12 protein-coding genes are annotated in these 12,559 nt (G+C 60.3%); 6 read left to right on the top strand and 6 right to left on the bottom strand.

Annotation, left to right across the window (positions count from 1 at the left end; translation table 11 throughout):
- Window positions 1-64: 64 nt before the first annotated feature.
- Window positions 65-937 (top strand): glucose-1-phosphate thymidylyltransferase RfbA, encoded by an 873-nt coding sequence (gene rfbA, locus CCHOA_RS09295; RefSeq protein ID WP_123929848.1) that lies wholly within the window; start codon window positions 65-67, stop codon window positions 935-937.
- 120 nt (window positions 938-1,057) lie between these two features.
- Here rfbA and CCHOA_RS09290 read toward each other — a convergent pair whose 3' ends face one another.
- Entirely contained in the window at window positions 1,058-1,408 is a 351-nt protein-coding gene (locus CCHOA_RS09290) for an ArsR/SmtB family transcription factor (RefSeq protein ID WP_245992126.1), read from the bottom strand.
- 343 nt (window positions 1,409-1,751) lie between these two features.
- On the bottom strand, window positions 1,752-2,153 hold the full coding sequence (locus CCHOA_RS10970; RefSeq protein ID WP_245992125.1) for a hypothetical protein: 402 nt from the start codon (window positions 2,151-2,153) through the stop codon (window positions 1,752-1,754).
- A 206-nt stretch (window positions 2,154-2,359) separates the two neighbouring features.
- Here CCHOA_RS10970 and CCHOA_RS09280 point away from each other — a divergent pair, with 206 nt between their 5' ends.
- The gene (locus CCHOA_RS09280; protein ID WP_123929845.1) at window positions 2,360-2,677 is read left to right on the top strand and encodes a DUF4229 domain-containing protein; all 318 of its coding nucleotides are present in this window, start codon (window positions 2,360-2,362) and stop codon (window positions 2,675-2,677) included.
- A 220-nt stretch (window positions 2,678-2,897) separates the two neighbouring features.
- Here CCHOA_RS09280 and CCHOA_RS09275 read toward each other — a convergent pair whose 3' ends face one another.
- From CCHOA_RS09275 to CCHOA_RS09265, 3 genes are all read right to left on the bottom strand, one after another.
- Entirely contained in the window at window positions 2,898-3,851 is a 954-nt protein-coding gene (locus CCHOA_RS09275; RefSeq protein ID WP_123929843.1) for a 1,4-dihydroxy-2-naphthoate polyprenyltransferase, read from the bottom strand.
- A 235-nt stretch (window positions 3,852-4,086) separates the two neighbouring features.
- Window positions 4,087-5,286: an o-succinylbenzoate--CoA ligase gene (gene menE, locus CCHOA_RS09270; RefSeq protein ID WP_123929840.1), complete on the bottom strand. Its 1,200-nt coding sequence runs from the start codon at window positions 5,284-5,286 to the stop codon at window positions 4,087-4,089.
- Window positions 5,287-5,332: 46 nt separating this feature from the next.
- Window positions 5,333-6,271 carry a 1,4-dihydroxy-2-naphthoyl-CoA synthase gene (locus CCHOA_RS09265; RefSeq protein ID WP_123929837.1) on the bottom strand — a complete coding sequence of 313 codons (939 nt, stop codon included), beginning with the start codon at window positions 6,269-6,271 and terminating at the stop codon, window positions 5,333-5,335.
- A gap of 208 nt (window positions 6,272-6,479) precedes the next feature.
- On the opposite strand from CCHOA_RS09265, the gene CCHOA_RS09260 reads away from it, so the two are divergent.
- The 4 genes from CCHOA_RS09260 to CCHOA_RS09245 all read left to right on the top strand — a co-directional run bounded on the left by CCHOA_RS09260 (window position 6,480) and on the right by CCHOA_RS09245 (window position 10,983).
- A complete protein-coding gene (locus CCHOA_RS09260) occupies window positions 6,480-7,541 on the top strand; it encodes an o-succinylbenzoate synthase (RefSeq protein ID WP_123929834.1) in 1,062 nt (353 codons plus the stop codon).
- Between the two features lie 254 nt (window positions 7,542-7,795).
- The gene (gene menD / locus CCHOA_RS09255) at window positions 7,796-9,454 is read left to right on the top strand and encodes a 2-succinyl-5-enolpyruvyl-6-hydroxy-3-cyclohexene-1-carboxylic-acid synthase (protein WP_123929831.1); all 1,659 of its coding nucleotides are present in this window, start codon (window positions 7,796-7,798) and stop codon (window positions 9,452-9,454) included.
- Between the two features lie 269 nt (window positions 9,455-9,723).
- On the top strand, window positions 9,724-10,209 hold the full coding sequence (locus tag CCHOA_RS09250) for a DUF3592 domain-containing protein (protein ID WP_123929828.1): 486 nt from the start codon (window positions 9,724-9,726) through the stop codon (window positions 10,207-10,209).
- Between the two features lie 75 nt (window positions 10,210-10,284).
- The gene (locus CCHOA_RS09245; protein WP_123929825.1) at window positions 10,285-10,983 is read left to right on the top strand and encodes a demethylmenaquinone methyltransferase; all 699 of its coding nucleotides are present in this window, start codon (window positions 10,285-10,287) and stop codon (window positions 10,981-10,983) included.
- 31 nt (window positions 10,984-11,014) lie between these two features.
- Here CCHOA_RS09245 and CCHOA_RS09240 read toward each other — a convergent pair whose 3' ends face one another.
- Window positions 11,015-12,301, bottom strand: coding sequence for a geranylgeranyl reductase family protein (locus CCHOA_RS09240; protein WP_123931125.1), 1,287 nt, complete (start codon window positions 12,299-12,301; stop codon window positions 11,015-11,017).
- Window positions 12,302-12,559: the final 258 nt, after the last annotated feature.

Below are 12,559 nucleotides of genomic sequence, written 5' to 3'. Positions count from 1 at the left end.
GCAGGAGCAGGTGACATTCCGGCGAGTTTGTGGATGATCGCTGGTAGGAGAAAAGGAAGCGCTGTTGAAAGGCATTATTTTAGCGGGCGGAACGGGGAGCAGACTGTATCCGATCACGCTTGGGGTGAGTAAACAGCTGGTGCCTATCTATGACAAGCCGATGATTTATTATCCGCTGTCCACCCTGATGCTTGCTGGTATCACCGATATTGCGGTGATCACCACCCCTAAGGATGCTGACCAATTTCGTCGGCTGCTGGGGGATGGCTCCCAATTTGGGGTGCGGCTGACGTTTCTTGTGCAGGAGTCACCGAATGGGTTAGCAGAGGCGTTCCTTCTTGCCGAAGAGCATATTGGGGACGATGCTGTGGCGTTGGTGCTGGGGGACAATATTTTCTATGGTGCCGGTCTTGGTACGCAGCTGCGGCAGTTCACCACGATTGATGGGGCGGCGATTTTTGCCTATTGGGTTGCTGATCCGACCGCTTACGGGGTGGTGGATTTCAACGATGAGGGGATTGTTACTTCGCTGGTGGAAAAACCCGAGTCGCCGCGCACCCACTATGCGGTGCCGGGGCTGTATTTTTACGACAATGCGGTGGTTGATATTGCAAAACAGCTCACCCCTTCGGCGCGGGGTGAGCTTGAGATCACCGATGTGAATTCGGAATATTTACGCCGCGGCAAACTTCGGGTTGATGTGTTGCCGCGGGGCACCGCCTGGTTGGATACGGGAACGGTTGATTTGCTGCTGGCAGCTGGTGATTTTGTGCGCACAATTGAGCAGCGGCAAGGGTTGAAGATTGGCTGCCCTGAGGAGGTGGCCTGGCGAATGGGGTTTATTGACGATGCGGCGCTACGGGCGCAGGCGGAAGCGTTAACCAAATCGGGATATGGGGATTATCTGCTGGGGTTGCTGCAGCGGGGGCGTCACTAAACCCTGGTACGTCCCAGCTGGTGCAGTAATCGGTCGGTGCTAACTTGTGGCGCCTGCTGGATGTGCGTGGTGGTTAATGCTGCGACTGTGGCAAGCCGCCGCAAGGATCGGTGGCAGCCGTCAGATTTGGGCGATCAGGTTGTGGATCCGCTGGAAGTCTTCGGTATTGACTGTGTAGTACGCCCATTTGCCGCGCGGTTCCCGATGCACAAGGCCGACGTTGATAAGTTTTTTCATGTGGTGGGTGACCGTCGGTGCAGTAATGTTTAACGACTCTGCAAGGCCGTGGGAGCAGATCCCGGTGTCGGCGGCCGCGGCAATGGTATAAAGCAGCTGCAGGCGGGTGGGGTCGCCCAGGGTTTTAAACATCTCAACTGCATGGTCGCCGATGTCTTCAATCCGGCAGGCCGGGTTTGGTCCCAGCTGGTTGGTGGCGGCAACCGTACGCGGCTCGTGGGGCATCTCACTCATGCCCACTACAATACCGTAAAAATAAGGCAAACCTAACCAGACTTGTTGGTGAGTATTGGTTGCTGCCGCACCATGGTTTGTCCGCCACTGGCGAAAAACACGGTTTGTTAGGGCTGCACGTGTGGTTGAGTGTGGTTTTTACCTGCCGGAAGTCGCAGAGACTAGGAAACAGCCGGGTTCGGTGGGGCGATGGGGTGATGGCGTGTTCGCTTCCTCGCCTGCTACTGCAGCATGCTGTGCAGCAGCCAGTGCATCCCCGTGTGCGACAGCCACCACAGCAGCGCCACAGTCGAGGGGACAGCGCTGTCGCTATCCCCCGGAGATTGTTTGCCGATTTTGGTGGCTACTCCTGCGGGGTGGCCGAAGAGTCAGTTGTGTCCCCGGGAGTGGTGTTCGGTGTGTTCCCAGGTTTCGCCGGTGGAGTGTCACTTGATTTGGGTGAGGGGGTGTCGCCGGGTTTCGCCCCCGGTGGGGTGCTGCCGGTTGCTTGCTGGCGACGCAACTCAGCAAGGCGTTGCTGGCGAAGTTTGCGCTCTTGCGCTTGCTGTTCGGCAAGCTCACGGGCACGCTGCTGCTTGAAACGTTCTTTTTCGAGTTTCCAAATAAACTCGCCGTCATCGTCGGGGCCTTTAATCACCGGTTCAGCAGTGTGTATGGCGTTGCGTTGGAAGGTGTGGGGGCCAAACGCCCGATACAGCACAATCACTGTGACAACGATGAGCAAAACAAGCAGGAGACGACCCATGGTGCCTTATCTTTGCGATGAGGGGAATGTTCTTAAGTGCTTCTCGGCGGCAGGGATGCAACACGAGTTACCGTGGAAGTATAGCGGCCGGCGAATCGTCGTGTGGTGGTTGCGGCGCGGCGGGCAATAGGCGAAACGGGATGCGGGCAGTGCAGGATAGCTGCGGGTAGTTGCTCATTTGCCGATCGCAGGTACGCTTAACCGTTGTGGAAAACAACGAAGTAGTTGCACCAGTTGCTGATCCGGGGCGACGCCCCTGGCGGGATCTTGCCCTCTACACTGTCGCCCGAATCGGGTTGTTTCTTGGGCTTTGGCTCATCATTGCTGTGCTCGCCGGCCTGTTCGGCACCCCGGTGCCGCTGCTCATGTCGGCGCTCCTTGCCCTGATCGTCACGTTCCCGTTGTCGTTTTTTGTGTTCCAATCATTGCGAGCCCGGGTCACCCAAGAGTTGGCGACGTGGGGGGAGCAGCGTAAAGCCCATCGTGCCTGGGTACAGCAACAGATCGCCGGCCGCGAGGAATAATCCGCCAAGCAACCGGTGTGCACAAGCTAAAACCGTGGGCGGCCGGCAGTAATCGCATCCGGGTGAACACGACAGCCGTGTGAACACCTGTGAAAGCCGCCCAGGCGTGCGCACATATCGTTGCACGGCACAGCAGTGTTTGGCGCTCACCTATTGGGGGCAGCAGGTGCCGTCGTTGCTTGCCGCTGTGCTTATTTTTCACCACCGGGGGGAACAGCGCCTAGCTGAGATACAGCGCTATCGCAGCAATCACAGCCACTCCAAGCATCGCCTTGCCGGTAAGCCCCAACACCGGAATAAGCGCTTTGCCTTTCGCCCCCCGAACCACCGGCAGGGCAGCAGCAAACGACACCGGCAGGGCTGCGAAAGCAGCTAACACACCCACCCCGTGCTGGCTTGCGGCCACCACCACACCGACATAGGCGATCACCTGGAAAGCGACGTACAGCAGCCGGGTGCGGGCATCCCCCAGACGAACCGCTAAGGTGATTTTTCCACTTGCCGCATCGGTGGGAATATCCCGCAGATTATTCACCAAATTCACCGATGCACTCATTGCCCCCACTGTGGTGGCTAACGCAACTCCCGCCCAGCTGAGCGTATGTGCCTGGGTGAACTCGGTGCCAAGCACCGCCACCAAACCGAAGAACACAAACACTGCAAATTCCCCGAAGCCGCGATAACCATACGGGTTCTTGCCGCCGGTATATCCCCATGCCGCCGCCACACAACACAGCCCGATCAAAACAAGCCAAAAACTGGTGATTGCACTTAACAAGAACCCGGCGACACCAGCCACCCCAAACGCGACAAACGCAGCGTTACGCACCGCCCCCGGAGCAGCTTTGCCGCTGCCAACAAGCCGTCCCGGGCCGGTACGATCAGCCCCGTCGGTGCCACGAATCCCGTCGGAGTAATCATTAGCAAAGTTCACCCCGATAATCAGTGCCAACGCAACAACCAGTGCTAATACGGCACGAACCAGATCCACCCCGCCAGTGATAGCGGCCGCCGCACCCAGCCCGGCGATCACCGGAGCGAACGCATTCGGCCACGTGTGTGGCCGGGCGGCCTGCCACCAGTCAGCAGCCGACGCCGACGAGCCCCCGCCGGAGGATGTGGCAATGCGGGCAGCAGCAGAGGAACTTGTGGATGACGACTGCGGTGATTCCATGCCAGATAGTGTAAACAACGCTGCCCCCAACGTGTTCTTGCCGAAGGGATCACGCCCGCCGCAGCTTGGGTAGCCAAGGCCACACGCAGCAAAGCTAACAAGGCAACTCCACAAGGCCACCCCACGAGGTAACTCCACGAGGTAACCCTGTAACCAGGGTCTTCTGGTGGCTACTTCTTAGCGGAACAACTTGCTGATAGGGAAATGATGGGCACTGATAGTTGTTTATCGTTGTTTATCGTTGCTGGTTCTGCACACGGGCATATTCTTCGGCAAGCAGCCGGGTTATTGCCGCCCGATCAGTTTTCCCCGGACCGGTCACCGGCCATGGATCGACCGGCACCATCACCTTTGGCAGCTGCCAGCGGGGAAGATCCTCAAACGCGGCAACCAGCGACAAAGGATGCGCGTCACCGTGATAGGCACACGCCAACACATGCCCAAATTTCGCATCCGGCAACCCCACAATAGCGGCCGCATCCACCCCGGTGCAGGTAAGAAGCTGCTGCTCAAGGAGCTCCGGCTGAATTTTTAACCCCCCGGTATCAATGACATTATCCAACCTGCCGGTGACCACCAGGGCACCGTCGTCGTCGAAATATCCCCGATCACCGGTGGCATACCAGCCCGGCCGACTGTGAAACGCTGCCGCATCGGCAACCCCCCGCCAGCCGTTGGCCACAGTCGGTCCACTCACCCAAATCTGTTCATCATCGTCGATCTCGAGGGAAACCCCCGGCAACGCAAACCCGTTATACACCACCCCGCCGGTGGTCTCCGAGGAACCATAGGTGCTCACCACAGTGATGTGCAGCTTCCGGCAAGTCTCCAATAACGCCGGATCAATCCGGCCACCGCCAACCAGCACCGCCGAATACTCACGCAATGCATCAATCGTCGCCACCGAGGTGAGCAGTTTCGCTAACTGCAGCGGCACTACCGAAACCATCATTCGCTGATTCGTGCAGCCGGCAATCCGCTGCTGTAGCGCCTGCGTGTGGGTGACAAACCGGTGCGGATCAAACCCGTCGCTGACATCCATCACTTCGAGAGCGGTACCCCCCACCACAGTGCGCTGCACAATCCCAAACCCGGCAATGTGATACAGCGGCAAACACGCCAACCAGTGACTATGGCCGCCACACCAGGCGGCCTGTGCTGCCACTGCAGCCTGCACATTCGCTGCTGTCAACTGTGCCCCTTTCGGGGTACCTGTCGAACCAGAAGTTGGAATCACCAACCCGATGGCTGGATCGATCGGCTGGCCGATACCTAGCGCCTGCCGCAGCACTACCCCTCGCTCCACACTTACCCGATCCAACCCGGCCGGAACCGGTACCACCGACAATTCGCCTGAGAGCACCTGCTCCACAGCCCGACACAAGTCGGCAATCTGCTGCGGATCGCACGGCAGGGTGCGAAGAATCCGAGTCATGACATATTCACCTTCCAGGTTTTCGCTGCGGCAAGCATGCAACAACCTAGTAGTAGTAGGGGAACGCCGACCAGTCAGGGTCGCGTTTCTCTAAAAAGGAATCCCGGCCTTCCACAGCCTCGTCAGTCATATAGGCAAGGCGGGTTGCCTCCCCGGCAAACACCTGCTGACCGGCGATCCCATCGTCAGCCAAATTGAACGCAAACTTCAACATGCGCTGCGCCGTCGGGGACTTCCCGAGAATCATTTTTGCCCACTCAATGCCCACATTTTCCAGCTCAGCATGGTCAACCACCTCGTTGACCGCCCCCATCTCATACATGGTTTGCGCATCGTAGGTGCGGCCTAAAAAGAAGATTTCGCGGGCAAATTTTTGCCCTACTTGGCGAGCCAACAACGCTGAACCGTAGCCGGCATCAAACGAACCCACATCGGCATCAGTTTGTTTAAACCGGGCATGTTCCCGGGACGCCAAGGTGAGGTCACACACCACATGCAGCGAATGGCCGCCGCCCGCTGCCCAGCCGTTGACCAAACAGATCACCACTTTCGGCATGGTGCGGATGAGTCGCTGCACCTCCAGAATGTGGAGCCGGCCGCCTTCTGCCTGCTCCCGGGCAGTGTCTACCGTATCGACGGTTTCCCCCTCCGCGTAGCGGTATCCTGACCGTCCCCGAATCCGCTGATCCCCGCCAGAGCAAAACGCCCAGCCGCCATCTTTGGCTGACGGACCATTACCGGTTAGCAGCACACAGCCGACATCGGCACTGCGGCGGGCATGATCCAACACCCGATACAGTTCATCGACGGTGTGGGGCCGAAACGCGTTGCGCACCTCGGGGCGGTCGAACGCTACCCGCACCACCCCGCTTTGGCGGCCTTCCCCCCGCAGCCGGTGATAGGTGATATCGGTTAAATCGCTAAAACCGGCGACTGGCTGCCACAATTCTGGGCGAAACGGCTGTGATGTTGTGTCGTTATCCATGCCTCCATACCCTAGCCGAGACCGTGCACCTGCCGGCCAACACCGGGCACTAGTTCGCAGGAATACAGCAACAGCCGGCCAACTGGTGTTGTTGCCGGCAACCGGGGGATGAGTCTGCATCAGCAGGTGCCAATGTGCCAGGCCGCTTGCTGAAGACAGCAATGCTGGGTTGCCGCACAATGTGGTGCAGCCTTCTAGGATCACAGATATGAAGTTTGCTCATCTGCCGTTACCGGAAGAACTTACACACCGCATCATGGGGCTGCGGCCTGTCGACTTGGTCGACACCATGCAGGTGGCGCAACTTCCCATGCGGGTGAAATTTCGGGGAATCACCACCCGCACTGTTGCGCTGATCACCGGGGATGCAGGGATCGGCGAGTTTTGTCCATTTCCGGAATATTCCCCAGCCCAGGCAGCCACCTGGCTGGCCAGCGCAATTGAGGCCGCCTACCTTGGTCTGCCGGCTGCTGGACGGGACAAGGTTGCAGTCAACGGCACTATTCCGGCAGTGGAACCTGGCGCAGTCCGATCCCTGCTTGACCGCTACCGGGATGTGGGCACGTTGAAAGTGAAAGTCAGCGAACCTGGGCAAACCCTGCAGGACGACTGTGCCCGGCTGGCGGTGATTCGTCAATTGCGACCTGATGCCCGGCTGCGGGTGGATGCAAACGGCGGCTGGACTGTGGACGAAGCAGTCAAAGCAGCCGAAGCATTCGGCGAATTGGAATATATGGAACAGCCCTGCCGGGCGAGCAGTGATTTGATTCGCCTGCGTCAGCGGCTGCGCGAACTGGGAATTCACACACCTGTTGCAGCTGATGAATCAATTCGGTTAGAAGACGATCCGACGGCGATGGTGCGCTCCGGGGGAGTGGATGCGGTGGTGTTAAAAGTCGCCCCGCTGGGAGGTGTGCGCCGCACGTTAGCGCTGGCACAGCTGTGTGCGGCGCAGGGGATCGCGGTGACAATCGCTTCTGCCCTGGAGTCCGGGGTGGGAATGTATAGCGGACTTGTCGCAGCAAGCCTGCTTCCTTCCCGGGCTGCCGGCCTGGCCACCCAAACAATGTTTACTACCGATCTCACCGCACCAACCATGATTGAGGGGGGCTGTTTGCCAGTGACCCCACCGCAGGTGCTGGCCGCTGCCGTGGCGCGCACCGCAGCAGCAAAGGACACCACCAGCTGGTGGCGGTCACATGTGGCTGCAACACTATCTTCGTTGCAGCAGCAACTTGCCGCAGCGGCCACGCCCCCAGCCGATCACTAGAGTTATTGCCGACAGATCGCTGTGGGGATACCGGTTTTGGCGGTACACCCGGTATCGTGCAACACGATTTACCCCCTGGTGGATCGCTGCTGTTGGGGTGCTTCGCGCAACCGTGGCCTGGCCTTCCCGCCGGGTGGGCAACCGCAACCGGTTCGGCAACCTTACCCGCCTGAGTACTATTCGTCAGCTCGGCACCTTGGCCGGGCAGTCTTGCCCGCAGTGTTCTTATATACAGTTCAAGGATTTACAAACACATGATGTCTACTGCTTCTTCGCCGCAGGCTGCCGCATATTTATGTGATGCGCTGCTAGCCGCAGGTATCCGCGATGTGGTGGTGTGCCCCGGTTCCCGGAACGCCCCCCTGAACCTGGCGTTTGCCGCTGCTGAAGCGGAAGGTCGGGTGCGGGTTCATGTGCGTGCCGATGAACGTTCCGCCGCGTTTTTCGCCCTCGGCATGGCACAAGTCAGCGGGGAAGTCGTGCCGGTGGTGGTGACCTCCGGGACAGCTGGTGCGAACTGTTACCCGGCCGTCATTGAAGCCGCAATGAGCAGCATCCCGCTGCTGATTATCACCGCCGACCGGCCTGCCCGCCTGCAGGGGCGGGGCGCGTCCCAAACCATCGACCAGCAGCATCTGTTTGGGGATGTTGCAACCACTCTTTCCACCAGTGCGGAAGCCATCGCCGCCGGCGGTGTCACCGCCGCCCAAGCGGTGATTGCCACGTTACTTGGTGCCCGCATTGGGCATCTCAACGTGCGCTTCGACCTGCCGCTGCTTGGCACTACGCCGGTGGAAACCACCACGCCGGCACCGGTGACGGTAGCCCACCACACCAACAACTATGGCCACTACACGCTGGACGTGTCGAAGCGGGTGCTGGTCATCGCCGGCGACGGGGCACCTGCTGTAGCCGGGTTGGAAATCCTGCCAACAATCGCGGAACCCACCGCGACCGCCCCGGAGCATCCCGTGCATCCGCTTGCCGCACCCTATTTCGCCAGCACCCCCATCAGCGACGGGGAACACACCATCAACCTTGCCCCCGAGGTGATCGTGGTGGTCGGCCGCCCCACACTCCACCGCCCAGTGATGGCACTCATCGCCGAGCACACCATCCCGGTGGTGGTAGTTACCAGCGACAAGCATCCCCTGCAGCCGGACGGCAACAACGTCACATATTGCAGCACCCTCAGCGTCACCGGCACCTGCGACCCCACCTGGATTCGGCACACCCAAGCTGCTTCGTCGGTTGCTGCCGAGCAGGTGAAAGAAACACTGGCGAAATCCACCGAATTCACCGGGCTCCATGTTGCTGCTGCGGTCGCCGACCAGCTGGCCATGGGCGACACACTGTTTCTTGGATCATCAAGCCCTATCCGTGACGCAGCCCTCGTCGGACTGCCATTCGAATCAGTGGCCTGCTTTGCGCAGCGCGGTGTAGCTGGCATCGACGGGAACGTCTCCCACGCCATCGGTATTGCCCAAGCTGTGCAAGCCACCGCCCCCGGTGAACCCCGCGCACCCCGCACCATAGCGCTGCTGGGTGATCTCACCATGCTCCACGACATCGGTGGACTCGCCACCGGTTTTGACGAATATCCCATCGAACAGCTCATCATTGTGGTGGCCAACGATCACGGTGGGGCAATCTTCGAAGCATTAGAAGTCGGTGCTGACGAACACCGGCCACACTTTGAAAAAGTAGCCGCCTGCGCCCACGACATCGACTTCGCCCCCATTGTCGCCGGATTCGGCCACGACTACCGGCAGGTCAGCTCCGTCACAGCACTCATCGAAACCTTAGACGAGGTCACCGACACCGGACTTGGGATCACCGTAATTGAAGCCCAGGTTGATCGCCACAGCCGCCGGGAACTGCATGCGCTGCTCGCCGGCAACCCCGGCCGCTAAACCAAGCACCCTCGGCACACATCCGGGTATGCGGCCTGCCTAATTCGAACCCGGCCTGTCACACCCCCCACCAAATCCCGGCCACGCCGGGAAGTTGCCTCCCGGTGCATTCGCCCCCGGCAAGCAACAACCTTGTGCGCCAGCCGATCAGATAAGCTGCCTACTAGCGACTCAGCTGCCACATGCAGCCGATCACAGCACACCGTTCAGCAGACTGTGATGAGTTGCCTGCCAGCAGCTGCCGAACACAAAGAAGGAGGTTGTCTCTGGTGCGGCGCATGTATGCCAACGGCGGAATTGCCTACCACAGCAGCGACGTCACACTGCGGATCATTCACCGCAGTCAACAACTCGTCGTCGCCCTCTGGATCGCCTCCCTGCTCGGGGCGGCCGCAGTCGTCATCGGCGCCTACAACACCGACCGCAGCATCAACAACAATCCGGCGACCGCTGTAGCGGTGATCACCGGTGTCAGCCCCACCCGCACCACCGGCCGTTTCATCGACGAAGCAGGACGCAGCCAATCCCCACCCGGCGGCCTGCTGTACCCCAAAGGTCTCCGCGTCGGGCAACGAGTCCGCGTAGTCTACGACAAAGACTATCCGTGGCGGGCAAAAATCAGCGGCCGCTCCTGGCTCCAAACCCTCCCTGTTGCCGCCACCGCCACCAGCATCACCACCATCGGCACCATACTCACATTTTTCCTCCTCCAACGGTGGAAACGCCGCCGCCAACACCCCCACCGCACCACCTAAGCAACCACACCCGCCACACAATCATCGACCCACCAACACCACGTTTCGCGCCAACCTTCGCTAGGATCGCACACTGTGGCAAAGGCGAACCTAGAGAAAAACCCAACCGAAGTATCCAGCATGTTCGACGAAGTCGGGCAACGCTACGACATCACCAACACGGTGCTGTCCTTAGGCATCGACCGGCTGTGGCGAAACACCAGCGCAGCCCGACTCGCTGCCCAACCCGGGGAAGACATCCTCGACCTGGCAGCCGGCACCGCCGTATCCACCCTCGCCCTACAACAAGCCGGCGCCTGGCCGGTGGCCTGTGACTTCTCCAAAGGGATGCTGCGCGCCGGGGCGAAACGTGACGTGGTGAAAGTCTGCGGCGACGGCATGAACCTGCCCTTCGCTGACGCTACCTTCGATGCGGTCACCATCAGCTTCGGACTCCGGAACTTTCAACACTTAGACAAAGCCCTCGCCGAGATTCGTCGTGTCATCAAACCTGGCGGCCGGCTTGTCATCACCGAGTTTTCCACCCCCACCCAGCGCTGGTTCGCCACCGCCTACGACGTATACCTGAAATATGTGCTCACCAGCGTCGCGAAACTCGTCTCTTCCGACCCGGAAGCCTACCTCTACCTCGTCGAATCGATTCTGGCCTGGCCAAATCAGGAAACCTTAGCGAAAAAAATGTGGGATGCCGGCTTTGTTGACGTCGGCTGGCGCAACCTCACCGGCGGAATCGTTGCCATTCACGCCGGCGAAGTACCCCCAGCCCCCCAGTAGACCACTGCGCTACAACAACATCGCGACCCAACTAGCTGCGGGCAGACCCCGGATCGACTGACCACAACTGCCGATCAGCGGTAGCCAGCCGCACCAGCCGACCACTGCGCCGCCACAACCAGCTGGTCACATCCCGATCGGCGGCGGAAACAAGATTGCCCATCAACCGGGCAGCAATCGGCATCACCAGCTGGGCTTGCCGACCACGCATCCCCATCGGTCCTACCGCCGGCAACAGCTCCGGATAGCACAGCAGCCGGGCGGCACGCCGGGCGATAGCGAACGCATCGCCGTAGGTGTCGCGCAGCAGCGCCGGCCACGCGTACGTCAGCGGCCCGCTGGTGGAGGTCGCCAAGTCGATGGCGAGCTGGGCAGTCTCCAGGCCGTAGTCGATCCCTTCCCCATTCAGCGGATTCACACAGGCCGCCGCATCCCCAATGAGCATCCAGTTCGCCCCGGCCACATTGCTTACCGCCCCACCCATCGGCAGCAGCGCCGACGTCACCTGGGTGACCGGTTGCAGGAGAAAATCTGCTGCCACCTGCTGGTGATAGTGGCGCAGGAGCTGTTTGGTGTTCACAGTTGCTTTCCGGGTCGCAATCGACAGCGCCCCGCAGCCCACATTGACGCAACCGTCGCTTGCCCCCAGCGGAAAAATCCACCCATAGCCCGGCTGGGTGGTGCCAAATTCGTCGGAAAGCTCCACATGGGAATGAATCCACGGCTCATCCGCGCATGGAGTTTGCGCATAGCCGCGGGCGGCAATCCCATACACCTCCTGCTGATGCCACTGGCGCCCCAGAAGTTTCCCGACAGTGGAACGCACCCCATCGGCGATGATAAACCGCGATCCGCGCACCGTAATGGGAGCGTGGTCACCAGCATCCGATGCAATACAGCTCACCGCCACCAAAGTCCCATCAACCACCGTGACGTCTTTCACGGTGGTGCCATAGTGCACAGTCACCCCGGGCTGGGCGGCAGCAAGATCAGCAAGGAGCGCATCAAGTCGCGTGCGGCGCATCGCCGATCCCACCGCCCGAAACTGGCCGGTGTCCGGCCACGCGACGGTGACGTCGCCGCCAAATCCGTGGAGTTTCAACCCGTAATTGCGGTAACCGTCGCCAATGCTTTCCCCCAGGCCAAGATGGGCAAGTTGGGTCATTGCCCGCGGGGTTAACCCGTCACCGCAGGTTTTATCACGGCCATATTCCCCGCGCTCTACAGCGATCACCGAAAGCCCCGCCCGACTGGCGGCAATCGCTGCCGCCGCCCCTGCCGGGCCAAATCCAACAATCACCACATCGGCTTGCCACATAGATCCACTCACCCCTTCATTGTCCCAGATGTGTTCTTGATTCGGGCACGCCGGTGACCCAAAGTGTGCACCAACCTAGACCGGGCTTGTAAGGTAAACACAGCGCGCGTCTACCGTTGAAAAGTCTGCCCGCTATCATCGCAGCAATCACCACAGCTTGCAGCAGTCATTCGCCAGGCATATCGGCTGCTTCGAGGCACCGTCCTTCAAGCAGCCGACGAACACCCGGTGCGATGGCATACAACGCTGGCCAGCAGT

Source organism: Corynebacterium choanae (assembly GCF_003813965.1).
Lineage (GTDB): Bacteria > Actinomycetota > Actinomycetes > Mycobacteriales > Mycobacteriaceae > Corynebacterium > Corynebacterium choanae.
The sequence above is the reverse complement of the archived record's forward strand: the minus strand, read 5'-3'. Positions and strand labels throughout refer to the sequence as shown.

What these genes read in the sequence shown, in the direction of transcription:
- CCHOA_RS09290 (WP_245992126.1), bottom strand. Translation starts at nt 1,408, where the DNA reads ATGAGTGAGATGCCCCACGAGCCGCGTACGGTTGCCGCCACCAACCAG.
- CCHOA_RS10970 (WP_245992125.1), bottom strand. Translation starts at nt 2,153, where the DNA reads ATGGGTCGTCTCCTGCTTGTTTTGCTCATCGTTGTCACAGTGATTGTG.
- CCHOA_RS09275 (WP_123929843.1), bottom strand. Translation starts at nt 3,851, where the DNA reads ATGGAATCACCGCAGTCGTCATCCACAAGTTCCTCTGCTGCTGCCCGC.
- menE (WP_123929840.1), bottom strand. Translation starts at nt 5,286, where the DNA reads ATGACTCGGATTCTTCGCACCCTGCCGTGCGATCCGCAGCAGATTGCC.
- CCHOA_RS09265 (WP_123929837.1), bottom strand. Translation starts at nt 6,271, where the DNA reads ATGGATAACGACACAACATCACAGCCGTTTCGCCCAGAATTGTGGCAG.
- CCHOA_RS09260 (WP_123929834.1), top strand. Translation starts at nt 6,480, where the DNA reads ATGAAGTTTGCTCATCTGCCGTTACCGGAAGAACTTACACACCGCATC.
- menD (WP_123929831.1), top strand. Translation starts at nt 7,796, where the DNA reads ATGATGTCTACTGCTTCTTCGCCGCAGGCTGCCGCATATTTATGTGAT.
- CCHOA_RS09240 (WP_123931125.1), bottom strand. Translation starts at nt 12,301, where the DNA reads ATGTGGCAAGCCGATGTGGTGATTGTTGGATTTGGCCCGGCAGGGGCG.